The organism is Actinomadura sp. 9N407, assembly GCF_044326315.1.
Taxonomy (GTDB): Bacteria; Actinomycetota; Actinomycetes; order Streptosporangiales; family Streptosporangiaceae; genus Spirillospora.
Genome location: NZ_JBIRAW010000008.1, coordinates 67,740 through 90,287 on the forward strand (window position 1 = coordinate 67,740; position 22,548 = coordinate 90,287).

Annotated in this window: 25 protein-coding genes and 1 pseudogene; 13 read left to right on the forward strand and 13 right to left on the reverse strand. The window is 71.2% G+C overall.

Annotated features, from left to right (window positions below; translation table 11 throughout):
* Positions 1 to 58 precede the first annotated feature (58 nt).
* Positions 59 to 319, forward strand: a complete 261-nt coding sequence (locus ACH34Q_RS14575; RefSeq protein WP_395983427.1) for a DUF2630 family protein — start codon at positions 59 to 61, stop codon at positions 317 to 319.
* A gap of 42 nt (positions 320 to 361) precedes the next feature.
* Here ACH34Q_RS14575 and argS read toward each other — a convergent pair whose 3' ends face one another.
* From argS to ACH34Q_RS14605, 6 genes and pseudogenes are all read right to left on the reverse strand, one after another.
* Positions 362 to 2,107 carry an arginine--tRNA ligase gene (gene argS / locus ACH34Q_RS14580; protein ID WP_395983428.1) on the reverse strand — a complete coding sequence of 582 codons (1,746 nt, stop codon included), beginning with the start codon at positions 2,105 to 2,107 and terminating at the stop codon, positions 362 to 364.
* A 230-nt stretch (positions 2,108 to 2,337) separates the two neighbouring features.
* Positions 2,338 to 3,393: pseudogene (gene plsX / locus ACH34Q_RS14585) on the reverse strand (phosphate acyltransferase PlsX); the annotation flags it as partial.
* Between the two features lie 141 nt (positions 3,394 to 3,534).
* Positions 3,535 to 3,939: a hypothetical protein gene (locus ACH34Q_RS14590; protein WP_395983429.1), complete on the reverse strand. Its 405-nt coding sequence runs from the start codon at positions 3,937 to 3,939 to the stop codon at positions 3,535 to 3,537.
* 110 nt (positions 3,940 to 4,049) lie between these two features.
* On the reverse strand, positions 4,050 to 4,463 hold the full coding sequence (locus ACH34Q_RS14595) for a hypothetical protein (protein ID WP_395983430.1): 414 nt from the start codon (positions 4,461 to 4,463) through the stop codon (positions 4,050 to 4,052).
* Positions 4,460 to 5,296, reverse strand: a complete 837-nt coding sequence (locus ACH34Q_RS14600; RefSeq protein WP_395983431.1) for an alpha/beta fold hydrolase — start codon at positions 5,294 to 5,296, stop codon at positions 4,460 to 4,462. The genes ACH34Q_RS14595 and ACH34Q_RS14600 overlap by 4 nt, the downstream gene beginning before the upstream one ends.
* Positions 5,297 to 5,298: 2 nt before the next feature.
* Positions 5,299 to 6,027 (reverse strand): DUF998 domain-containing protein, encoded by a 729-nt coding sequence (locus ACH34Q_RS14605; protein ID WP_395983432.1) that lies wholly within the window; start codon positions 6,025 to 6,027, stop codon positions 5,299 to 5,301.
* A 309-nt stretch (positions 6,028 to 6,336) separates the two neighbouring features.
* Here ACH34Q_RS14605 and ACH34Q_RS14610 point away from each other — a divergent pair, with 309 nt between their 5' ends.
* Both ACH34Q_RS14610 and ACH34Q_RS14615 read left to right on the forward strand, forming a co-directional pair.
* On the forward strand, positions 6,337 to 7,650 hold the full coding sequence (locus tag ACH34Q_RS14610; protein WP_395983433.1) for a KamA family radical SAM protein: 1,314 nt from the start codon (positions 6,337 to 6,339) through the stop codon (positions 7,648 to 7,650).
* 135 nt (positions 7,651 to 7,785) lie between these two features.
* Positions 7,786 to 8,382, forward strand: coding sequence for a YHS domain-containing protein (locus tag ACH34Q_RS14615; RefSeq protein WP_395983434.1), 597 nt, complete (start codon positions 7,786 to 7,788; stop codon positions 8,380 to 8,382).
* Here the strand turns inward: ACH34Q_RS14615 and ACH34Q_RS14620 are convergent.
* Positions 8,339 to 9,541, reverse strand: a complete 1,203-nt coding sequence (locus ACH34Q_RS14620; protein ID WP_395983435.1) for a helix-turn-helix domain-containing protein — start codon at positions 9,539 to 9,541, stop codon at positions 8,339 to 8,341. The two genes, ACH34Q_RS14615 and ACH34Q_RS14620, sit on opposite strands and share 44 nt — an antisense overlap.
* A 128-nt stretch (positions 9,542 to 9,669) precedes the next feature.
* Between ACH34Q_RS14620 and ACH34Q_RS14625 the strand changes: the two genes are divergently transcribed.
* The 4 genes from ACH34Q_RS14625 to ACH34Q_RS14640 all read left to right on the forward strand — a co-directional run bounded on the left by ACH34Q_RS14625 (position 9,670) and on the right by ACH34Q_RS14640 (position 12,795).
* On the forward strand, positions 9,670 to 11,013 hold the full coding sequence (locus ACH34Q_RS14625; RefSeq protein ID WP_395983436.1) for a flavin-containing monooxygenase: 1,344 nt from the start codon (positions 9,670 to 9,672) through the stop codon (positions 11,011 to 11,013).
* Positions 11,010 to 11,846, forward strand: coding sequence for an SDR family NAD(P)-dependent oxidoreductase (locus ACH34Q_RS14630; protein ID WP_395983438.1), 837 nt, complete (start codon positions 11,010 to 11,012; stop codon positions 11,844 to 11,846). Before ACH34Q_RS14625 ends, ACH34Q_RS14630 begins: the two co-directional genes overlap by 4 nt.
* A 15-nt stretch (positions 11,847 to 11,861) precedes the next feature.
* Positions 11,862 to 12,011 (forward strand): hypothetical protein, encoded by a 150-nt coding sequence (locus tag ACH34Q_RS14635; protein ID WP_395983439.1) that lies wholly within the window; start codon positions 11,862 to 11,864, stop codon positions 12,009 to 12,011.
* 76 nt (positions 12,012 to 12,087) lie between these two features.
* Entirely contained in the window at positions 12,088 to 12,795 is a 708-nt protein-coding gene (locus ACH34Q_RS14640; protein WP_395983440.1) for a TSUP family transporter, read from the forward strand.
* Between the two features lie 6 nt (positions 12,796 to 12,801).
* On the opposite strand, the gene ACH34Q_RS14645 is transcribed toward ACH34Q_RS14640, so the two are convergent.
* Positions 12,802 to 13,422: a TetR/AcrR family transcriptional regulator C-terminal domain-containing protein gene (locus ACH34Q_RS14645; protein ID WP_395983441.1), complete on the reverse strand. Its 621-nt coding sequence runs from the start codon at positions 13,420 to 13,422 to the stop codon at positions 12,802 to 12,804.
* 104 nt (positions 13,423 to 13,526) lie between these two features.
* Between ACH34Q_RS14645 and ACH34Q_RS14650 the strand changes: the two genes are divergently transcribed.
* The 4 genes from ACH34Q_RS14650 (at position 13,527) to ACH34Q_RS14665 (ending at position 17,147) form a co-directional block, all read left to right on the forward strand.
* Positions 13,527 to 14,858, forward strand: a complete 1,332-nt coding sequence (locus ACH34Q_RS14650) for a DHA2 family efflux MFS transporter permease subunit (protein WP_395983442.1) — start codon at positions 13,527 to 13,529, stop codon at positions 14,856 to 14,858.
* On the forward strand, positions 14,855 to 15,619 hold the full coding sequence (locus tag ACH34Q_RS14655; RefSeq protein WP_395983443.1) for an SDR family NAD(P)-dependent oxidoreductase: 765 nt from the start codon (positions 14,855 to 14,857) through the stop codon (positions 15,617 to 15,619). The genes ACH34Q_RS14650 and ACH34Q_RS14655 overlap by 4 nt, the downstream gene beginning before the upstream one ends.
* A 77-nt stretch (positions 15,620 to 15,696) precedes the next feature.
* On the forward strand, positions 15,697 to 16,164 hold the full coding sequence (locus ACH34Q_RS14660) for an SRPBCC family protein (RefSeq protein WP_395983444.1): 468 nt from the start codon (positions 15,697 to 15,699) through the stop codon (positions 16,162 to 16,164).
* Between the two features lie 152 nt (positions 16,165 to 16,316).
* A complete protein-coding gene (locus ACH34Q_RS14665; protein ID WP_395983445.1) occupies positions 16,317 to 17,147 on the forward strand; it encodes a phosphoribosylaminoimidazolesuccinocarboxamide synthase in 831 nt (276 codons plus the stop codon).
* Positions 17,148 to 17,208: 61 nt separating this feature from the next.
* Here the strand turns inward: ACH34Q_RS14665 and ACH34Q_RS14670 are convergent, their stop codons facing one another.
* The 3 genes from ACH34Q_RS14670 to ACH34Q_RS14680 form a co-directional block, all read right to left on the reverse strand.
* Positions 17,209 to 17,475, reverse strand: coding sequence for a hypothetical protein (locus ACH34Q_RS14670; RefSeq protein ID WP_395983446.1), 267 nt, complete (start codon positions 17,473 to 17,475; stop codon positions 17,209 to 17,211).
* Positions 17,468 to 18,010 (reverse strand): RNA polymerase sigma factor, encoded by a 543-nt coding sequence (locus ACH34Q_RS14675; RefSeq protein ID WP_395983447.1) that lies wholly within the window; start codon positions 18,008 to 18,010, stop codon positions 17,468 to 17,470. Before ACH34Q_RS14675 ends, ACH34Q_RS14670 begins: the two co-directional genes overlap by 8 nt.
* A gap of 171 nt (positions 18,011 to 18,181) precedes the next feature.
* A complete protein-coding gene (locus ACH34Q_RS14680) occupies positions 18,182 to 18,823 on the reverse strand; it encodes a CatB-related O-acetyltransferase (protein WP_395983448.1) in 642 nt (213 codons plus the stop codon).
* Between the two features lie 270 nt (positions 18,824 to 19,093).
* Between ACH34Q_RS14680 and ACH34Q_RS14685 the strand changes: the two genes are divergently transcribed.
* Positions 19,094 to 19,591: a hypothetical protein gene (locus ACH34Q_RS14685; RefSeq protein WP_395983449.1), complete on the forward strand. Its 498-nt coding sequence runs from the start codon at positions 19,094 to 19,096 to the stop codon at positions 19,589 to 19,591.
* Between the two features lie 457 nt (positions 19,592 to 20,048).
* On the opposite strand, the gene ACH34Q_RS14690 is transcribed toward ACH34Q_RS14685, so the two are convergent.
* Positions 20,049 to 20,852: a PP2C family protein-serine/threonine phosphatase gene (locus tag ACH34Q_RS14690; protein WP_395983450.1), complete on the reverse strand. Its 804-nt coding sequence runs from the start codon at positions 20,850 to 20,852 to the stop codon at positions 20,049 to 20,051.
* Positions 20,853 to 20,993: 141 nt separating this feature from the next.
* Between ACH34Q_RS14690 and ACH34Q_RS14695 the strand changes: the two genes are divergently transcribed.
* The gene (locus tag ACH34Q_RS14695; protein ID WP_395983451.1) at positions 20,994 to 21,920 is read left to right on the forward strand and encodes a thermonuclease family protein; all 927 of its coding nucleotides are present in this window, start codon (positions 20,994 to 20,996) and stop codon (positions 21,918 to 21,920) included.
* A 52-nt stretch (positions 21,921 to 21,972) separates the two neighbouring features.
* Here the strand turns inward: ACH34Q_RS14695 and ACH34Q_RS14700 are convergent, their stop codons facing one another.
* The gene (locus tag ACH34Q_RS14700) at positions 21,973 to 22,494 is read right to left on the reverse strand and encodes a YbhB/YbcL family Raf kinase inhibitor-like protein (protein WP_395983452.1); all 522 of its coding nucleotides are present in this window, start codon (positions 22,492 to 22,494) and stop codon (positions 21,973 to 21,975) included.
* Between the last annotated feature and the right edge of the window lie 54 nt (positions 22,495 to 22,548).

Genomic DNA, 22,548 nt, shown 5'->3' on the forward strand with positions numbered 1-22,548 from the left:
CGTGCAATGCGGGGAGGGGGCTTCGCCGGACATGCCCACGATTCGGCGGAGGTCCGGAGTGACCAGGCAGCAGAACGACGACCAGCAGATCCTTGCGCGGATCAGCGAGTTCGTGAACGACGAGCAGGAGCTGCGCGAGCGGCACCGGCGTGGCGAGCTGGCGGGGGAGGAGGAGCGCCGCCGCCTGCGGGAGCTGGAGGTGGCCCTGGACCAGTGCTGGGACCTGCTCCGGCAGCGCCGGGCACGCAGCCTGGCGGGGGAGGACCCCGGCGCGGCCGAGGTCCGTCCGCCCGATCAGGTGGAGGGTTACCTCCAGTAGCCGTCCACAACGGAGTACGGGCTACACGCGCTCGAGCGCGGGCTACATGCGCTCGGGCGTGGGAACCCCGAGCAGCTTCAGGCCGGTGACCAGGGTGCGCAGCGTGGCCGCGCACAGCGCCAGCCGCGACGCCTTGGTCTCCTCGTCCGGAGCCTTCAGCACGGGGCAGTTCTCGTAGAACGCCGTGTACGCCGAGGCGAGCTCGAAGATGTAGCTCGCCAGCCGGTGCGGCTCGGCGTTCGCGGCGGCCTGCTCCAGCGCCGCGCCGAAGCTCAGCAGGTGCAGTGCCAGCGCGCGCTCGGCCGCGTGCCCGAGCACGATCGGGCCGGTGGCCGCCTCGGGCGACAGCCCGCCCTTGCGGAAGATCGACCGGATCCGGGCCGCGGCGTACTGCAGGTACGGGCCGGTGTTGCCCTTGAACGCGATCATCCGGTCGAAGTCGAAGATGTACTCGCTGTCGCGCGCCACCGACAGGTCGGCGTACTTGACCGCGCCGATCCCGACCGCCTCGACGATCGCGGCCCGGGTGGCCGCGTCGAACGTCTCGTCGTGCGTGATCGCGTCGTACTCCACGCCGGCCCGCTCGACGGCCTCGTCCAGCAGTTCGGCGAGCTTGACCGTGCCGCCCGCCCGGGTGCGCAGGATCTTGCCGTCGGTGCCCAGCACGTTGCCGATCTCGGCGTGCTCGGCCTGGACGTCGCCGCCCAGCCAGCCCGCCATCCGGGCCACCGCGAACACCATCCGGAAGTGCAGCGACTGCGGGGTGCCGACCACGTAGATCATCCGGTCGACCCGCTCGGTGTCGACCCGGTACCGGACGGTGGCCAGATCGCTGGTGGAGTAGTTGTAGCCGCCGTCGCTCTTGCGGATGATCACGGGCAGCGGCTCGCCCTCCCGGCCGGCGAACCCGGGCGGGAACGCGCACAGCGCGCCGTCGCTGATCGTCGCGATGCCCTTGTCCTCGAGCTCCTGGACGGTCGGGGCGAGCTGCTCGTTGTAGAAGCTCTCGCCCTTGATGTCGTCGTCGGTGAGCGTGATGCCGAGCCGCTCGTACACGGTGTTGAAGTACCGCTTGGAGACGTCGACGAGCACCTGCCAGAGCCGCAGCGTCTCGGCGTCGCCGGCCTGCAGCTTCACCACCCGCTGCCGGGACCGCCCGGCGAACTCCTCGTCGGAGTCGAACTTCTGCCGCGCGGCCTGGTAGAACGCGGTCAGGTCGCTGACCGAGGAGTCGTCCCGGGCGGCGGCGTCCTCGCCCAGGTCGATCAGGTGCTCGATGAGCATGCCGAACGGCGTGCCCCAGTCACCGACGTGGTTGTCGCGGACGACCTCGTGCCCGAGGAACTCCAGGATCCGGGCGATCGCGTCGCCCACGATCGTGGTCCGCAGGTGCCCGACGTGCATCTCCTTGGCCACGTTGGGCGAGGAGTACTCGACGACGACCTTCTGCCGCGCCTCGGTGACCGGCACCGCGAGCCGCTCGCCGGCCAGTACCTCCAGGGCCTGCCCGGCGATCCACTCGTCCCTGAACGTCAGGTTGATGAAGCCGGGCCCGCTGACCTCGACGCCCGTCGCCAGGTCGGTCACGTCCAGGTTGGCGACGATCTCGCTCGCCACGTCTCGCGGCTTTCGGCCCAGCTTCTTGGCCAGCGGCAGTGCCACATTGGCCTGAAGGTCGGCGAACTGCGACGGCCGGATGACCGGGTCGGTGTCCGCGTACGAGGGTCCGAAGGCGGCGCTGAGCGCGGCCCGGACCCGGGCGGCGATGACGAGTTGCGGATCGGGCATGGCCCAAGGTTATCGGCGCCGGGTGGCAGCCCTGGTAACCATTAAACCTAAAGATCGGTATCGACGGACCGCTCTTCCTGCGCCTCCACGGCCTCGACCCGGGTCTCGGGCGCGGTCTCGGCTCCGGGCGGGGCCTCGTCCGGCTTCTCGGCGACCTTCCTCTCGCCTTTGTCGGTCTTCTCGGCCCTGTCGGCCTTCTCGGTCTTGTCGGAGTCGCGGTCGCCGTGCCGGAGCCGGCCGAGCCTGGACGGGGTACGGGTGGCGGCGATCTGCTCGCGGATCCGGTCGATGATGCGGCCCATCGCCAGGTCGTGCGCGAGCAGGCAGGCCGAGGTGATCGCGCGGGCGCGGGACGCCCCGTGCGCGATGACGACGGTGCCGTTCAGCCCGAGCAGCACGCCGCCGCCGTAGGTCTCCGAGTCGAGCCGGTCCCGGAGCTCCAGCAGGCGGCGGCGCTGGAGCAGCGACCCGAACCGCGCCGTGGCGCTGCCCGACATCGCCTCGCGCAGCTCCCCGAGGGCCATCCGTACGGTGCCCTCCATGGTCTTCAGCGCCACGTTCCCGGTGAAGCCGTCGGTGACGACGACATCGACCGTGCCCGCCAGCAGGTCGTGGCCCTCCACGTTCCCGGCGAACTCGATCCCGTGCTGCCCGCCCGCCAGCAGTTCGTACGCGCGCTTGGTGACCTTGTTGCCCTTGCCCGCCTCGGTCCCGATGCTGAGCAGCCCCACGCGGGGGCGCGGCAGGTCCAGCAGGATCTGCGCGTACGCGGTGCCCACGGCGGCGAACTGGACGAGCGTCTCGGGCTTGACGTCGGCGGTGGCACCCGAGTCGAGCAGGACGGTCGGGCGCGGCCGGGTGGGCAATGTCACCGCGATCGCCGGGCGCATCACGCCCTGCTGCCCCTTGAGCCGCAGCCGCGCGGTGGCGACCACGCCGGCGGTGGTGCCCGCCGACACCAGTGCCGAGGCACGGCCCTGCTTGATCAGATGGCAGGCGATCGCGACCGACGAGCGGGGCTTGCGCCAGCTCGCCAGCGCGCCCTCGCCCATGTCCAGGGCCTCGTCGGCGTGCACGATGGGGATCTCGCCGATGATCCCGTGCCGGTCCAGCTCCCGCCGGATCCGGGGCGCCTGCCCGACCAGCACCAGCCGTACACCGTGCTCCCGTACGGCGGCCACCGCGCCCGCGATGATCTCCTCGGGGGCATGGTCGCCGCCCATGGTGTCGACGGCGATGGGCGCGGGGCGCTCCGGCGCCGGGCGCGGTTCGCCCGTGCCGGTCATGGCGACTCCAGGAGGGTGTAAGGCCGGGGAGGGCCGCAGAAATGCAGCTCACCGCATCGTAGGCGGTCCCCGTCCCTGCACCGGTTCCGGGTCGTACCGGTTCCGCGCCGTACGGGCCGGACCGGCTCCTGGCCGTCCGGGTCAGCCGGCCTTCTTCTCGCAGTCGGCGCCGAGGCAGCGGGCGTTCTCCACGACCGGGCGGCCGTCGACCAGGATCGTGTAGTGGTGCTCGCTCGTCTCGTCCTCGCCGGTGCCGATGACCTGGACCGGCTTCTCGTCGGCGGTACTGCCGGTGCAGCCGGCGCGCAGCTTGAGCTTGGTCCAGCCGGGCAGGTCCTGGCAGGTCAGCCCCTTGCGCAGGGCGATGCCGCGGCTGCTCAGCTCGGCGGTGGCGGTGGTTCCGAGTGCGTCGCGCAGCGCCGACTGGGTCGGGTAGCGCAGCTCCTTGGAATCGGTCAGCGTCACGAAGGCGATGGCCGCGACGACGCCGATGACGGCGAGGCCGGCCAGGCCGAGGGCGATGCCCCTCACGCGGGTGATCTTCACAGCCGTAACGTCGCCGCGAGGACGGGGCATATGCCGCGTACGGCCAGGGTTTTTCCTGCTCATGGGCCATCGTTGGCCGTGGCGGTGGCGGCCTGTTCAGGAAGTTCTGGTCAGGACGGTTCGTGGCAGGAGACGCCCAGGCAGCCCGTCCGGAGGACCTCCTTGCCGTCCACCGTGATCACGTACGACTCGCGCGGGTGGTCGGTGTCGGCGCGGTCGGCGCCGCCGGTCACCTCGACGCGGGCGCCCGTGGTCGTACGGCCCGTACAGGTGATCCTCACCACGGCGTCGGAGCCGGTGTCCGGGGTCACGCAATCGGGGCGGCGGTCCATCCGGACGCCGCGTTCGGCCAGTTCGGCGCTGGTGCCGTCGGCGACCGCGTTGCGGTAGGCGCCCTCGGAAATGCGCTGCATCAGTTCGCAACCGCTCAGCGAGAAGGTCAGCAGCACGGCGAGCGCGACGGCGCGCACCCGCTTCACGCCCGGCCCGTTCACGCGCACCCAGGCCACGTGCGGCCCGTTCACGAGAGGACCTCGGCGACCGCGTCGGCGACGGCGTCCGGGCGGTCGAGCTGGATCATGTGCTTGGTCCCGGTCAGCTCGATCTGGCGGCCTCGCGGGCTCATCGCGGCGAGCCTGCGGTGCCCCTCGGCCCAATCGCGGGCGCGATCGGCGTCCCCGACGTCGCCGAGGGCGGTGAGGACGATCAGCGGGAGGTCCGGGAACGGCCTGCGCTCGCGCAGCGCCACCAGGTCGGCGGCCATCTCGCGGTACGCGCAGTTCGCGGAGAGCACCGTGCCGAGGACGGTGCCCCGCCCGTACACCTCCCGGATGTCCTTCGCCGGAACGGTCTCGCCCCGGTCGCTCGTGTGCTTCAGGATCAGCCGGCGGGCGGCGGGACCGGCGAGCCGGGCGAGGCGGGTCCTCTCGAGGACGGCACCGACCCCGATGAAGATCGGGTGCAACGCGGCCGACAGCCGCGGGTACGAACGGGGATCGCGCTCGTAACTGGGATCGACGAGCACCAGGCCGTTCACGAGTTCGGGGTGCAGGCGGGCCAGCGCCTCGGCGGGGAAGCCGGCCATGGAGTGGGCCAGGACGGTCACCGGGGGACCGGCGCGTTGCGCCAGGTCGGCCAGGATCCGCACGTCGCGGCGCAGGCTCGGGGGCACCTGGGCGGCGGGGCTCAGCCCGAGCCCGGGATGGTCGTACGCGATCACACGGTGGGCGCCGCTCAGCAGATCGGCCGTGGGACCCCAGTCGAACCAGGCCTCGCCGAGACCGGCGCTGAGCAGCAGCGGAGGTCCGTCGGCCGGTCCCGACTCGACCACGTGGACGAGTTCGCCTCCCGCGTTCACGATCACAGCGGTGCCCGCTCTCGTACGGAGGCGGCCCCGCCGGTGGAGCCCCGGGCCCGGCGCCGGTCCTCGTACAGGGCCCAGGCGATGACCAGCAGCCCCAGGCAGAGGATGGAGATCTGGACCCGCTGGATGATGCCCAGCCACCGGCCCAGCAGCATCGCCACCAGCGTGCTCAGCGCGGCGACCGTCTCCACCAGCGCCAGCAGCCAGCCCCAGCGGGCCAGCGCGGGCCACCAGCCGTACCGGCGGGCGGCGATCGACAGGGACAGCAGCGCGGCCACCCCGAACGTGATCACCAGGCTGCTGGTGACCGCGTGGAACGAGTGCGAGAAGCTCAGCCGGTCGGTGCGTTCGAGCAAGGCGCAGCGGGTCTCCAGGCTGGGCGCGCAGTCCAGCGGGAACACCGCGTCGCCGATGGCGCACAGCCCGAACAGGGCCAGGAAGATCCACCCGGCCACCGCCCAGCGCCGCCGCCGCAGCGTGACCAGCGCCGTACCGGCGACGGTGATCGCCAGCACCCCGGTGATGAAGTCGCCGCTGCTGTAGACCAGGTGGAACGGCTGGTCGGCGGCCGACAGCTCGCTGACGTAGCCGTTGACGCGGTCGAGGTCGGGGCTCAGGAAGTGCTCGAGCAGGAACGTGGCGTACGTGATCGCCGCGATGACCGCCAGGATCGGCGCGAACGCGGGGACCGTGCCCGGCCGGTCCCGAAGATCTGGCGCGCTCACCCAGCCCCCTTACTGGTCGACCGCTCATCAGCATAGGACCACCGGGGCTCACATCGAGTGATCGGCGGAGGCCGGGGCGCTCCGACAGGACGTGCGCGGATTTGTCAGGTCTGTGGTTGACCAGCTTCTTTGTACCCTCTTGAGGGTAGAAATGCGGATGAGTGGGTTCAACTGCTTCCATGGGGGTGGCCTGGGCCTGATCGATCATCGTGCGTAGTGATCACTGTCCGTACCGATCCGTGCTGACGCGTGCCCCGGGGCACGTGCCCTAGGGTGCGTTTTCCCGCCGACTTCAAGGAGACCCAACACGTGACACTGGTGAACGACGCGGCTCCCGCAGTGCGATCGACCGGTCGCAAGTTCCGCGCCTTCACGGCGAAGCACCTCGACGAGCTGACGATGCGCGCCGGCCTCGGCCCCCAGGAACGGCTCGCCACCCGGGCCGTCGCCACGGTCCTGCCGTTCCGGACCAACGCCTACGTCCTCGAGGAGCTCATCGACTGGTCGGCCGCGCCCGACGATCCGATCTACCGGCTGGTCTTCCCGATGGCGGACATGCTCCCGGCCGAGGACGTCGCGCACCTGTCGGACCTGCTGAGCAGGGAGGCGCCCAAGGCCGAGATCGACGCCGCCGCGAGCGCCGTCCGGGCGAAGCTGAACCCGCATCCGGCCGGGCAGATGGAGCTCAACATCCCGAGCTTCGGCGACGGCAAGATCCCCGGGCTGCAGCACAAGTACGACGAGACCGTCCTGTACTTCCCCAAGCAGGGCCAGACGTGCCACGCGTACTGCACGTACTGCTTCCGCTGGGCCCAGTTCGTGGGCGAGCCGGACCTGAAGATGGCCGGCGACGACACCCACCAGCTGCGGGACTACCTGCTGGCCCATCCCGAGGTGACCAGCGTCCTGTTCACCGGCGGCGACGCCATGATCATGGGCGAGTCGGTGCTGCGCCGCTACGTCGAGCCGCTGCTGGAGCTGGAGCAGCTGGAGTCGATCCGGATCGGCACCAAGTCGCTGGCGTACTGGCCGCAGAAGTTCGTCACCGACCCCGACGCCGACGGCATGCTGCGGCTGTTCGAGCAGGTCGTGGAGTCGGGCAAGAACCTGGCCTTCATGGCCCACTTCACGCACCCGCGCGAGATGGAGCCGCTGGTCGTCACCGAGGCCGTCCGCCGCATCCGCGACACCGGCGCCGTCATCCGCACCCAGGCCCCGCTGATCCGTACGATCAACGACGACCCCGAGGTCTGGAACGGCATGTGGCGTACCCAGACCCGGATGGGCATGGTCCCGTACTACATGTTCGTGGAGCGCGACACGGGCCCGCAGGACTACTTCGCGGTCCCGCTGGCGCGCGCGTACGACATCTTCCGGGACGCCTACAAGAACGTCTCCGGGCTGGCCCGTACGGTCCGCGGACCCTCCATGTCGGCCACGCCCGGCAAGGTCTGCGTGGACGGCGTGCTCGACATGTTCGGCGAGAAGGTCTTCGCCCTGCACTTCATCCAGTGCCGGGACTCCGACCTGGTCGGCAAGCCGTTCTTCGCCAAGTACGACCCGGACGCCGTCTGGCTGGACGACCTGAAGCCCGCCTTCACCGACCGCTTCCCCTGGCAGTAACCCTTCCGTCGACTCGTGGCGTGTTCGCCTCATCGCCCGGCGTCGACGGCGAACCCGCCACGAGTCAACAGGGTGTGGCGGCCGTGACAGCCGGCTGTGCGCCGGATGCAAGGACGGGCGGGCAGCGTGGCCCGCATGCTGTTCATCGAGCTTTTCGTACCTGAGAACGCACTCGACGCCGACCAGCGCCGGCAGGTGGCCCAGGGGTTCCTGGGCTCCATGACCGGAGGCGAGGGAGGGATGGAGGGCGCGTCGGCGGACATCTTCGCGTCCCAGTTCCATGTCGTGGTGCACGAGCCGGAGACGTGGGTGCGGGGCGAGCGCCTGCTGGACGGGGACGGGCCGTCCCCTTACCTGGTGCGCGTCCACACCCCCGGCCCGTGGCGCAAGGACATGAGCGAGTACGTCATCACCGCGTTCACCAAGCTGATCACGGACGTGGACCCGGACGCCGCCGTCCAGGTGCACGTCCTGGGTGTTCCCGAAGGGGGCATCGGCGTGCGCGGGGAGGCGAAGACCTCCGCCGCGCTCGTCGAGATGATGAACGAGCCCCTCGAGCAGGCCTACGCCGAGGGCAGGGCGCTCAAGGACCCGATGTGCGACATGCTCGTCTCCCCGGACACCGCGCCGACCCTGGAGTGGGAGGGGACGCTGTACGGGTTCTGCTGCGAGGGCTGCCGTACCGAGTTCATCGAGAAGCAGGAGAAGAAGGCGCGGAAGGCTCGCGCCTGATGGGCTGAACCGGGCTGGAGGCCGCCTGGGCCAGCCACGTACGGCCGAGCCACCAGGCGTCCACGGCGCCGAAGGTCGTGTACGGGTCGATCCCGGTGACCTCGGCGAAGCGCTGGACGCGGTTGCGGACCGTGTTGGGGTGCACGAACAGGCCCGCGGCCGCGGCGGTCACGTCCCGGTCGGCCTCCAGCCAGGCGGCGACGGCGCGCGCGACCGGCTCGGCGTTCGGGCCGAGCGCGGCCCAGGCGGGCATGTGGCGGTCGAGGAGGACCGCGGCCAGGTCCGCCCGGCCGGCGATCGCGGCGAGCGAGGCCACGTCGGCGATGTGCGTCACGCCGGTCCGTCCGGTGGACTCGGCTGCAACCAGGGCGGCGATGGCGAGCCGGTGGACCGGTGCCAGCTCCTCGGGCTCGGCCGGGCCGGCGAGCCCGATCGCCGTCCCGGCCGCCGACCCGGCTTCGGAGACCCGGGCGGAGGGCGCCCGGGGGAGTACACCGACCATCAGATCGTCCACGAGCGCGAACAGCGCCGGCGGGTGCTCGCGCAGGGCCCGTTCCAGCACGGCGGCACCCTCGCCCGGCCGGGCGACCAGTACCCGGAGCCCGCCGGTGACCGGCAGGCCCGCCTCGGCGACCGCCAGCGCGGCGGCCGAACCGCCCTGGAGCAGGCGCCGCAGGATCGCCGCGTCCCTGCCGCCGGGCGGCGGGTCCCCGCCGGCCCTGGTGGCCCGATGGGACGTGATCAGCCTCGCCCGTACGGCCTCGGCCCAGTCGTCGTACAGTTCCCGCGCGTCCAGCAGCCGATCGGCCGAGAGCCCTTCGGCACGGGCCACATCCCGGGCCCGTGACCAGATCGCGCGCTCGGCGACGTGCACGGCCGCGAGCACCGCCTCGATCGGTATGCCCTGCCGGGCCCGCGTGACGCCGAGCTCCTCCACGAACGACAGCTCCGCCTCCGTGGGACCGCGCCGGGCCGCCAGCGCACGGGTCGCCGCGACGAGCAGCGCGCGGGTGTGCCCGGTCATGTCGGACGGCGGCAGCGCCGCGACCTCCCGGACCATCGCGCGCACCCCGGCGATCACGGACGGCAGCAGCTCCTCCTCGCCCACGACCCGTTCGATGAGATCGACCACGGCCGTCCAGTCGTCACCAGATTGCATGCCGCCATGCTGCCCCGCCGTTGTAGCCGCGTACAACCCGACCCCCGAACGGCGTGATGTACGCCATGTCCAGGCCGCTGAACAGCACCTACGGTTTGGAGAGCGCTACAACCACCCCGAGGAGAACCATGGCCCCTCCCTGCCGTGTCGCCGTCATCGGCGCAGGAGCGGCCGGCCTCGCCGCCACCAAGGCCCTGCTCGACGCCGGCTGCGAGGCCGTCACGTACGAGAAGGGCGACCGGCCCGGCGGCCTGTGGGCCCGGGACAACAGCAGCGGGCTGTCACCCGCCTACGCCTCCCTGCACCTGAACACCAGCAAGGGGCGTACGGAGTTCGCCGACTTCCCGATGCCCGCCGAGTGGCCCGACTACCCGTCGGCCGACCACGTGGCCGGATACCTGGCCGACTATGCCGAGACGTTCGGGCTCACCCCGCGCATCCGCTTCCACACCACGGTCACGGGCGTCGAACGGGACGGGCGCTCGTGGGTGGTGACGACCGAGCCGGACGAAGCCGAACGGTATGACGCGGTCGTGGTCGCCAACGGGCACAACTGGAGCCCGCGCCTCCCGGAGCCCGCGTACCCCGGAACGTTCGACGGCGCCCAGATGCACGCCCACGACTACCGCGACGCCGAGGTCTTCCAGGGTCGGCGGGTACTCGTCGTCGGGATGGGCAACTCCGCCATGGACATCGCCGTGGACGCCTCGTACACAGCAAGGGGCCCGGTCCTGCTCTCGGCGCGGCACGGGGTCCACATCGTTCCGAAGTACCTGTTCGGGCGGCCTTCGGACGCGGCCGGCGGTGCGCTGGCGGCGCTGCCCTGGCGGCTGCGGCAGCGCATCGCCGAGACCATGCTGCGGCTGGCCGTCGGGACTCCGCAGAGCTACGGCCTGCCCGCACCGGCCGGCGGGCTCTTCCAGAACCACCCCACGATCAGCGACACGATCCTGCACCGCCTCACCCACGGCGAGGTGGCCGCGCGGCCGGGCATCGACCGGCTCGACGGGGAACGGGTCGTCTTCGCCGACGGGACGTCCGATCCCGTCGACATGATCGTCTGGGCCACCGGCTACCGCGTGACCATCCCGTTCCTGTCCCCGCGATGGCTGGGACCGGACCCGGAACGGCTGCCGCTGTACAAGCGCGTCTTCCATCTCGACGACCCGAGCCTGGCCTTCGTCGGCCTGATGCAGTCCACGGGCGCCGCCCTTCCCGTCGTGGAGGCCCAGGCCAAGCTGGCCGCCGCGTACCTTTCGGGCGGCTACGCCCTGCCCCCGGCGCGGGACCAGCGGCGCGCCGTCGCCCGCGCCCTGCGCGCCGCCGTCGAGCGGTGGGGCGAGAACGCGCGGCCCGCCATGCGCGTCGACTTCGACCAGTACGTCGCCGACCTGCCCCGCGAGACCGCGTCCGGCCGGGCCCGGCTCGTCCGTGGCGGACGGCCGTTCACCCTTGAGGAGACCTCCGTATGAGCACCCGCGCCCCTCGCGACCCGCACGGCATGCGGGTCATCGTCACCGGCGCGTCCGGGACGTTCGGCCGGGAGATCTGCGCCCGGCTGGACGCGCTCGGCGCCCGGGTCGTCGGGCTGGACCTGGCGCCCCGCGCGGACGACCCGGTCGAGGTCCTGGCCTGCGACATCACCGACGACGCCGCCGTGCCCGCCGCGGTGGCCGAGGCGATCGGCCGGCTGGGCGGGCTCGACCTGCTCATCAACAACGCCGGGATCGGCGGCCCGGCCCCCGCCGAGCTGCCGCCCGGCGAAGAGGTGCGCCGCCAGCTCGACATCAACCTGCTCGGCACCTGGCGGGTGACCGCCGCGTGCGTGGACGCCCTCGTCGCGTCCCGTGGCCGGGTCGTCATGCTCACCTCGCGGATGGCCGTCATGCAGCTTCCCCTGGCCGCCGCGTACGGGGCGTCCAAGCGCGCGCTCGTGGCGTACGCGGACGCCCTCCGCCTGGAGATCGGCACCCATGTCGACGTGACCTGCGTGTACCCCTCGGCGGTACGGAGCCCCATCCACGACTCGACCGCCGCCGCCGGGCTCTCGCTGGAGGGCATGAGCCAGTACGAGCCGCTGGAAGGCGTGGTCCGTACCGTGCTCCGCGCGGCCCTGGGCAACCGCCCGCGCCGCGACCTGCCGACGACCCGCCGTGGGGCCGTCGAGTTCTTCCTGGCCCGCCACCTGCCCGCGGTGACCGACCGGATCGTCGCCCGTACCCTCGCGGGCCGGGTCCGTTCCGGCGCGTTCAAGGGGGCGGAACTGGCCGCCGGCGTCGTCGCGCGCCACAAGGCCGGGAGATGACCACCCTCGTTCCGGATGCCGGACGAGCACGCCCACTCCGCCCTCGGCGACGTCCGGATCGCGTGGCGCGACCGCGACTTCCGCGCGCTGGTGCTGTCCTCCCTGTTCACCGGCACCATCACGCACCGCTTCCTCGCGGCGCTGCCCACACCGCACTGCTCGTAGGCTTCACCGTGGTCCCCGCCGTACTCATGGCAGCGGCCCTGGCCTTCCAGCTCCGCTGGACTCTCGACCGCGAACGGTGACCTTGGATCCCTCGTACGTCCTGGCGCTCGCCGGCATCCTGTTCGGCGCGCTGGCCCAGGCCTCCACCGGGATGGGCTTCTCGCTGGTCTCGGCGCCCGTCCTGGTCCTGCACCTCGGCCCCCGCGAAGGCGTCGCCACGGCCGTCGCGCTGGCGGTGGTGTCCTCCGTCGTACCGCTGCTGCGCGACGGCCGCCACGCCCGCGCGGGCGACGTCACCCGTCTCCTCGTACCGACGCTGCTCTGCACGTACCCCATCGCCTGGGCCCTGCGCGGGGCCGACACCCGCCTGCTCGCCCTGGCCGCCGGAGCCGGCGTGATCGCCGCCGTCTGCGCGTTGGCCGCCGGTGTTCGCTGGAGCTGGCTGCGCCGTCCCGAAGGAGCCGTGGCCACCGGCGCCACCAGTGCCCTGCTGAACGTCGTCGGCGGCGTGGGCGGCCCCCCGATCGGCCTCTACGCGGCCAACGCCGGCTGGGAACCGGCGACGATGCGGGGCAACCTGCACGCGTTCTTCCTCGTCCAGAACGCCGCGACGGCCCTCGTCCTGGGCGTCGTCATCCCGGACCTGACCCAGCTGGCGGCCCTCGCCCTCGGTACGGCCTGCGGGATGTTCCTGGCTCCCCGGATGCCGCTCAAGACCCTGCGTACCGCCGTCCTGGGCGCGTCCCTCCTGGGCGGCATCGGCCTCGTAGCCGGAGCCGTCTGATCCCGTTCAGCCGGCGAAGGCGGCGAGGAACGTCGAGACAGCCGCCTCGGCCACGTCCTCAAGCTCCTTGTCCGGAACGGCCCGCGTCCCCAGCCGGGACCGGGTCTCCACCGGCCCGGTGAGCAGCGCGAAGAAATGCTCGGCCGCCAGCAGCGGATCGGCGGCGCGCAGCCGCCCGGCCAGCGTCAGCCGCGCCAGCCGGTCGGCCAGCGCCTCGGTGACCCGCTCGCTCACCTGCCCCTGAACGATGTCGAGGAGATCGGGGAACTGCCCGATCTCCGCCGCGAGCAACCGGCGCATCGCCCACGAACGCTCGTCGCAGTAGCACCGCACCAGCCGCAGGCCGACGTCCACGAGCGTCTCGCGCAGCTCACCGCGCCCGTCGAGCCGCTCGACCGCCGCCATGTTCCGCGCCAGCGCACTCTCCGCCAGCGCGCTGAACGTCTCGCGGAGAAGTGTCTCCTTGTCGCCGAAGTGGTTGTAGACGGTGGCCTTGGCCACGCCCGCCTCCGCGGCGATCACGTCCACCCTGGCCTGCGCGTACCCCTCGCGTGCGAACACCGCGAACGCCGCCTCCAGGATCGCCCGCCGCTTGTCGACCCGTCCCCGCCCCGTGAGCCCAGCCATCCCCGGATCCTATCTGAACCGACAAGTCCAGTCTTATGGACGGACTTGCCTAATACTGACCAGTCTTCTAACTTGAACTCGCTAGTCTAGATTCGGGGGGGTTTATGGAACGCGACGACCGCCTCTGGCGACTGACCGCGGTGGTCCTGCTCGGAGGGATCATGGGAATCCTCGACGGCACGATGGTCGCCGTCGGCATCGGCACCCTCGCCGCGGAGTTCGACACCTCGCTCGGCACGATCGCGTGGGTATCCACCGGTTACCTGCTCGCCCTCACCCTCACCATCCCGGTCACCACCTGGGCCGTCGACCGGTTCGGCGGCCGCGGACTGTGGCTCGGCGCCCTCGGCCTCTTCCTGGCCGCCTCCCTCGCCTGCGGCCTGGCCTGGGACGTCGGCAGCCTGATCGTCTTCCGCGTCCTGCAGGGCATCGCCGCCGGAATCCTCGACCCGCTCGTCCTCACCCTGCTGGCTCGCGCCGCCGGCCCCGCCCGCGCCGGCCGCGTGATGGGCCTGATGGCCGGCGTCCTGTCGCTCGGCCCCGTCCTCGGGCCGGTCGTGGGCGGGATCGTCCTGGAGACCCTCGGCTGGCGCTGGATGTTCCTGATCAACCTGCCGATCGGCCTGGTCGCGCTCATCGGCGCCCTGCGCCTGATCCCGCGCGACCCGCCCCGTACCGCCGTGCCCCGGCTCGACGTCCTCGGCCTCGCCCTGCTCGCCCCCGGCTTCGCCGCGCTGATCCACACGCTCGCGCACGGGTCCCTCTCGTGGCCCGCGCTCATCCCGGCGGCCCTCCTGATCGGCTACACCGTCCACGCTCTCCGCGCCCGCAGCACACCGCCGCTGATCGACCTCCGGCTCTTCGCCCGGTCCGGCTTCGCCGCCGGCGTGATCGCCATGGGCCTCACCGGCCTCGCGATGTACGCGATCCTCTTCGCCCTTCCCCTCTACCACCAGCAGGAACACGGTGCCCTCGCGGCCGGCCTCCTGCTCGCCCCGTTCGGCATCAGTTCAGCCCTCGCCGCCCCGGTGGCCGGCCGCCTCGCCGACCGGTCCGGAGCCCGCGGCGTGGTCCGTACCGGCGCCCTCATCGCCCTGCTCGGCACCCTCGCTCTCACCCAGGCCGAGGGCCGCACCTGGCCGACCCTCGCCGCCATCGCCACCGGCCTCGGCCTGGGCTTCATCGGCGCCGCCACGATGGGCTCGCTCTACCGCTCCCTGCCCGGCCCGCTCGTACCGCAGGGCAGCTCGGTCCTCTACATGCTCAACCAGCTCGGTGCCTCGATCGGCATCGCCGCCGTCACCCTGATCGTCCGGACCTGGAGCTTCCACGGCGTCTACTGGCTGGTCACCGCCGCCGTCCTGACCATCCTGGCCGGTACGTCCCTGCTCCCCGGCCGCCCGTCCCCTGCCGTACAGAAGGAGTTCGCAGCATGAAGACCCTCGTGATCTCAGGAGCCACCGACGGCATGGGCAAGGCCCTCGCCCGTACGTACCTCGACCGGGGCGACACCGTCGTCACCATCGGCCGCAACCCCGAAAAGGCCCTGGCCGGAGCCCACTTCGTCCACGCCGATCTGAGCCTGGTCTCCGAAACCGAAAAGGCCATCGACCAGATCCGGGCCGCCCACCCGGCCATCGACGCCCTCGTTCTCTGCGCCCGCCATTTCCGTACGGCCCGGCTGGAGACGTCCGAGGGCTTCGAGAGCACTTTCGCCCTGGAGTACCTGAGCCGCTACCTGCTCGGCCACGGCCTGCTGGAGTCGCTGGAACGGTCCCCGGACCCCCTCATCATCAACGTCTCCGGCCCCGGAGCACACAAGCCCGAAATCCAGTGGAAGGACCCCAACTCCGTACGGAACTACTCCGGAGTCACGGCCCAGATGCATGCAGGCCGAGCGAACGACCTGCTCGGCATGTTCTTCACCGCGCCCCGTACCAAGTACGTACTGCTGCACCCGGGCCTGGTCGCCACCGGCTTCTCTGGTACGTACGACGCCGAAACAGCCGCCCATATCGAAGCCATGAAGAAGGCGGGCAGGCCCGTGGCGGAAGGCATCGCCCCGATCACCACCCTCCTGGACGACCCGCCCGCCGATCGGCTGAGCGCGTACATGCGCGACAAGCGGATCCCACTCCCGCGCGAGAAGGCCGCAGAACGCCTCCGTACCCTCACCGAGCAACTCCTGGCCGGCTGAGCCCGGCCCGCCCAGAGGAGGGGCCGGGCGACATGCCAGACTCGTACGGCTTTGTTGCCCGGATGAGGAGGGCGGAAATGCCGGTCGAGCGTTTCGAGGTGCAGCGGGAGATCGCGGCGCCTCCGAGCACGGTGTTCTCGCTGCTGTGCGAGCCCGCAGGGCATGTGGCGATCGACAGCTCCGGCATGCTGCAGTCCGCGGAGGGCGACCCTGTACGGCGGACGGGTGACACGTTCATCGTGCACATGGACCGGGAATCGCTCAACGACTTCCCACTGGGCAAGTACGACGTCACGGTGCTCATCACCGACTTCGAGCAGGACGCCCTGATCGAGTGGATGGTCGCCGGGGAGAACTTCCCTTCGATCAAGCACATCTACGGCTACCGGCTCGAACCCAGCGAGACGGGCACTCTGGTGACCTCGTACTACGACTGGAGCCAGATCTCGGAGAAGTGGCGGGGCAAGGGCGTCTTCCCCGTCATCCCGGAAGCGGGCCTCCGCGCCACCCTCGGCATCCTCGCCCGAAACGTCGAACGCCACTGACCGGGCGTTCGCCGTTCGGGTCCGTGACGGTCTCGGCGGAACGGGCGTGCCGGCCGTACGCGCGCGCGATGGTCGGCGGCTGCCGGCGGGGAGTTGAGCCAGCTCAGCGATATCTTTCTCGGGAACGTGCGATCGCGAGCTGAGGAACTTCTATGGAACTGGTCCACTCGGGCAAGGTCAGGGACGTGTACGCGGACGGGGACGATCTGATCCTCGTCGCCTCGGACAGGGTGAGCGTGTACGACGTCGTGCTGCCGACCATCGTCCCGGACAAGGGGAAGATCCTCACGCAGCTGTCGCTCTGGTGGTTCGAGCAGCTCAGGGACGTGACGCCGAACCACGTCATCTCCGGGACGAACGTTCCGGACGAGTGGGAGGGCCGGGCGATCCGCTGCAAGCGGCTCACCATGTTGCCGGTCGAGTGGATCGCGCGGGGCTACCTCGCGGGCCTGGGGCTCAAGGAGTACGAGAAGAGCGGCACCGTTTCCGGCGTTCCGTTGCCGGACGGGCTGGGCGAGGCGTCCCGGCTGCCGGAGCCGATCTTCACGCCGACCACCAAGGCGACCGAGGGGCACGACGAGTTCATCACCTACGAGGACGTGGTGGACGAGATCGGCGCCGACACCGCCGCGCACCTCAAGGAGGTCACCCTTGAGGTCTACAAGCGCGGAGCGGCGCTGGCGGCCGAGCGCGGGATCATCATCGCCGACACCAAGCTGGAGTTCGGGCGTGCCGCGGACGGCACGCTCGTCCTGGGGGACGAGGTTCTGACCTCGGACTCCTCGCGCTTCTGGCCTGCGGACGACTGGGAGCCCGGCCGTACGCAGCACGCCCTGGACAAGCAGTTCGTACGCGACTGGAGCAGCACGCTGGACTGGGACCGTACCCCTCCCGGCCCGGCGATCCCGGCTGAGATCGTGGACGCGACCCGGGCCCGCTACATCGAGGTGTACGAGCGGCTCACCGGCACCACGTGGGACTGACGCGTTGACTCGTGGCGTGTTCGCCCTTCCAGGGCCGCGATAAGAGCGAACACGCCACGAGTCAACCGCGGGGGCGGGTGGTCAGCTCGCATCGTCCGTCCGTGCAGGAGCGCTGGAGCCGGCCCTGGGAGATCGTCTGGATCAGGCCGATCGTCCAGCAGGTCGGGCACCCGCGCAGCGCGAGCAGGCCGACCGGCAAGAGCAGGAGACTGGCCGGCCCCAGCGCCGGGATCAGCGCGAACGAACCGATCAGGGCTCCGAAGCCCAGCCCGCCACGCAGCAGGTGCCGGGGGAGCGAGGTGCTCGCGAAACCGCGCTGCTCAGTCATCGCCGCCTCCTGGGGCCAGCAGTGTTCGGTGAACGGTCGCGCGGGCGCGGTGCAGCCGGGACTTCATCGCGGCGAGGCTGAGGCCGAGGGCGGCGGCGACCATCCGGCCGCTGTAGCCCTGGACGTCCCGCATGATCAGTACGTATCGCTGGTCGGCCGGCAGAGCGGCGATCGCCGCCGCCACCCGGCCGGCCTCGAGGCGCTGCATGACCTCGTCCTCGACCGACGCCACGCTGATGTCGCGGACCGGTTCGTAGCGCGGCCGCGGCCGCGCCCGCCGCAGGCACTCGTTGCGGACGATGCGGAACATCCACGACGCCAGCGCACCGGAGGCCCGCAGGGTCCCGATCTTGCGGTACAGGATGATCAACGCTTCCTGTGCGGCGTCCTCGGCGTCCTCGGGCGAGGCGCACAGGGAGTGGGCGAACCTCCGTACATGCGGGTGCGAACCGGACACCAGCGCCGCGATCGACTCGACGTCACCGCCCTGCGCGGCGGTGATCAGCCGCTCGCCGGGCCAGGTCCGCTCAGCCACGCGAACGCCCTCGCCGCCGCAGCACGGTGACACTGCACGCGCAGACGAGCACGGCCGCGGCGCAGACGATGGCACCAATGATCATGACTACCTCCCGATCCCGTCCCGGCGCTGTCGCCGGGACATGTATGAGAGGCCTGAACATGGTCAAAGGATTCTCGCGTACCCGCGTCACATGGACGGGGCGGCGGCTTCGAGGTCGTCGACGCTACCCGACATGATCGTCCGTACGTGCTCGGTGATGTGCTCCGCGGGCCAGTCCCACCAGGCCACCGCCAGCAGCCGGACGATGTCCTCGTCGCTGTAGCGGGTACGGATGAGGCGGGCGGGGTTGCCGCCGACGATCCCGTAGTCGGGTACGTCCTTGGTGACCACGGAGCCGGAGCCGATGATCGCGCCGTGCCCGATCCGTACACCGGACATCACCATCGTGTCGTAACCGAACCAGACGTCGTTGCCGACGACGGTGTCCCCTCGGTTCGGCAGGCCTGCGAGCAGGTCGAAATGCTCCGACCACGAGCCGCCCATGGTCGGGAAGGGGAAGGTCGAAGGGCCGTCCATGCGGTGGTTGGCGCCGTTCATGATGAACCGCACTCCCGTGCCCAGCGCGCAGAACCTGCCGATGATCAGCTTCTCGGGCCCGTAGTGGTACAGCACGTTCCGCGTCTCGAACGCGGTCGGGTCGTCCGGATCGTCGTAGTACGAGTACTCCCCGACCTCGATCAGCGGGGACGTCACCAGCGGCCGGAGCAGGACCACCCGAGGCTGTTCGGGCATGGGATGGAGCACCGTCGGGTCGGCGGGCACGGGCATGGCGAGCGGTTCCTTAGGGTCGGTGACCGGACCATGATCACAGTAAGGCCCATCCGGAGCCGGACGGCCGCGCGAAGTCCTCGTCCGGGAGGTGCTCGACCGCCGTGCGCAATGCCGTCCAGGAGCGAGTGAAGAGGCCCACGCTCGGCAAGGTGGTGCGGCGCCGCGACAACGGACAAGCGGACAGGCGGGGCGCGTTCCCCCGTACGGGTGAGGGCCTTGGCCCTGCGGCGGGAGGTACGGAACGGGGCGCGGCGGCAGGATCTTGGCATGAGCCTGATGAAGCCCTCGACGGCAGCCTTCGCCGGTGCCCTCGCTCTCGTTCCGTACGCGGTCATGAAGACCTACTGGGCCCTCGGTGGCACGGCCGGCAAGCCCGCCGGTGATCTCGCGGCGCAGTTCCAGGCGAACGGGGCGCCCGAGGTACTGGTGTGGATGGAACGGCACGGGCTGGACTTCACCGTCCTCGGTGCGCTGGCGGGGATGCTGCTCTTGGCGGCGTTGGTGCTGCCCTGGGGTACGCGGCTGCCGCGCTGGAGCCTGCTGGCCCCCGGGTGGGCGGGCGCGCTGCTGCTGACGCCGTACGGGCTGGTCACGATGGGCGCCGCCCCCCTCGGCTTCACGGTCGGAGACGCGGAGGGCTGGTCCGCGTGGGTGGGAATCGTGGGCGGACTGGCGTTCGCCGGGCTGGGCGCGGCACTGGGTGTGTGCAGCCGCTCGTACCAGCACAGGACCCGCTCGACGGCGAGCACGGTCACAGCAGAATGAAGGATCCGTTCCGTCGTTAGTGGTGGGCCCTTCGCAGCCACCAGGGCTGGTCGGAAGCGGCGAACGGATCGGGGGAGGTGCGGGCGAGGAAGAGGTCGTCCAGTGGCTGGACCAGGGCTCTCAGCTCTCGGGCGGCGAGCGCCGGGAGCGTATGGAGAGCGAGGTCGAGGATGCGGCGTTCGTCCTCGAGGAAGAAGTCATGGCATATGGGGCAGCCGCATGGCGGGTCCGCGTTGGAGCGTGCATAAGCGGTCCATCGGCGGAACGCGGAGGCGGTGGCGCCGGGCCAGAGGGAGCGGCGTTCGTGTTCGAGCCGGGTCAGGGCCGCGGCCAGGCCGCCTGATCCGCCAGGGAGGCCGGGTACGTGGCGGGTGCGAGATCCATGGGGTACGCGGGGACGCAGGGTCGCGCGTACCTGGGACGGCCGTCTACGCGGCATCGTCCTTTCGGGTCTGGGTCATAAGGGCATGATGCCACGTTCGGCCGGGACGAGCAGTGCGGTGATGTTGTCGTGGCCGCCGGAGTCGAGGGCGTAGCCGACCAGCGAACGGGCGCCTTCCAGAAGGTCGCCGCCGACGGGAAGTTCGGCGCGTAGCGAGTCGGCGTCGGGCAGGTAGCGCCACAGGCCGTCGGTGCACAGCAGGAGAACGCCGGGGCCTCGGGGACGGTAACTGCGGACCTGGGGGGACGGTTCGCCCGCGTCGGCACCGAGCCAGGCGGCGAGGGCTTCGTGGTCACCGGTGTCGTCCTCGGTCAGCGCCATTCCGGGGCCCTCGTCCGGGAGCCAGTAGGCGCGGCTGTCACCGACCCAGCCGGCCCAGACGCCCTCCGGGCCGGCGATGCCCGCGACATACGTACAGGCCGGGGCGGCGTGTACGGACGAGGCCAGGGCGGCGACCGCGTGAGCCGCGCGTACGGCGGCGTCCAGGAGGGCGGTCTCCGGCAGGACGCCCGACCGCAGCCGTGCGGCCAGAGTCGCCGCGCCGGTCTCGGCGGCGACCTGAGCGGCCCGTTCCGACCTCGGTGACATGGACACGCCGTCGCAGACGACGCCGATCGTCCACGTGCCGACCGTGGTCAGCGCCATGGCGTCGGCGTTGATCCCGCGCCGCAGGCCGCGGTCGGTGACCCCGGCCGCGCCGTGTTCGGTGGTGAGTTCGAGGTGGGACCGGAACGCCGGTTGCGCCTTGCCGCAGTCCCAGCAATGGCCGTCCGGGGCGACGGTCCCCTGGCACAGGACGCACGTCGCCGTCTCGATCATCGCCTCAGGATAGGGAAACGGTGGGCTTCGGTCGATTCGCCGGCCGCCGGCCTGGCTTTACCATGCGTTGCTGGACGAAGTGCGACAATAGGGGCGAATAGTCGGGCTTCCCCTCCTCGGCAGGAGGAGGGAAGTCTGCCCATGGACACCAGAGGCCTCATCGTCGCCTTATCGATCACCGTGGGTCTCGGTACGGCCTGCGGCACGGATCCGGACGATCGAGCCGATCCCGGAAAGGCGCCCGGTTCGGCACCGGCCGACGTAGAGCTGCAGCCGGAAGGGACGCCCGCCGAGCCCTCCGGCCGCGAAGCGGTCACCGTGGAACGGATCGTCGATGGCGACACCATCGAAGTCCGCGGTGACGGCGGAATCGTTCCGCAGAGCCGATCCACCAAGGTCCGCCTTCTCGAGGTCGATTCTCCCGAGGCGGGGACCTGCTTCGGTTCCGACGCCACCGCCCGTACCGAGGAACTGCTGCCCGTAGGCTCCACCGTCCGCGTCGAACGCGACGCCGAACTCAAGGACCCCTACGACCGCTACCTGCTGTACGTCTGGAACGACCAGGGCGAGTTCGTGAACCGGTCACTGGTGGACTCCGGACATGCCAAGGCCGTTCTGTACCCGCCCAACGACAAGTACTGGCCGCAGATCTCCGCGGTCGGTGACGGCGCGGAGCAGGAGCGGCCAGGTCTGTGGTCCGCGTGCGACACGGCGACGCCCATTCCGGAAGAGCCGGGCCTTCCGCCGCATCCCGACACCCCGCCGCCTATCGACACCCCGCCGCCCTTGAGTCCGCTGCCGTCGGACAGCCCACCACCGTCGGATAGCCCACCACCGTCGGACAGCCCGCCGCCGTCGGACAGCCCATCACCATCGGATAGCCCGCTGCCGTCGGACAGCCCGCCGCCCTCCGACAGCCCGTCGCCTTCGGACGCCGACCCTGAGTCGCCTCCGGGACCGGGTCCGGACGTGGACTGCTCGGACCTTTCCGAGCCCGTTCCGGTCGAGGAATCCGACCCCCACGGGCTCGACCGCGATGAAGACGGCACCGGCTGCGACACCGAATAGGCCGGCGCCACCGGTTGGGGCCGCCCCGTGCCGGGGCGGCCCCCCGGAGGGCTCAGTGGCCGTAGACCGGGGCGATCACGGCTCGGGCCAGGGTGTGGGCGGTGACGTTGAAGCCCACGACGGCGGGTGAGGTGCCGGAGTCCAGTCCCAGGGACTCCACGTCCAGGGCGTGGACGGCGAAGACGTAGCGGTGCGGGTCTCCTGGCGGCGGGGCGGCGCCGCCGAAGGCCTTCACGCCGTAGTCGTTGCGGGCCTGGACGCCGACGTCGAGGTCCTCGGCACCGGCACCGACGGGCAGCTGGGTGATCTCGACCGGGAGGTCGAACAGGACCCAGTGCCAGAAGCCGCTGCCGGTGGGCGCGTCGGGGTCGAAGCAGGTGACCGCGAAGCTCCTGGTCTCCGGCGGGTAGCTGGACCAGGCCAGGTGCGGGGAGAGGTTCTCGCCGCTGAAGCCCCAGTCGTTGAAGACGTGCCTGTTCGAGAGCTGCTCGCCCTCGGTCACGTCGTCGCTGGTGACGGTGAACGACGGGACCTCGGGCAGGTATTCGTACGGCAGCGGTGCCTTGCCTGGCATGGCGGCCTCCTCGTCAGTTGATCGGTTCCTCCATACCTATCAGTGGTCGCCCGC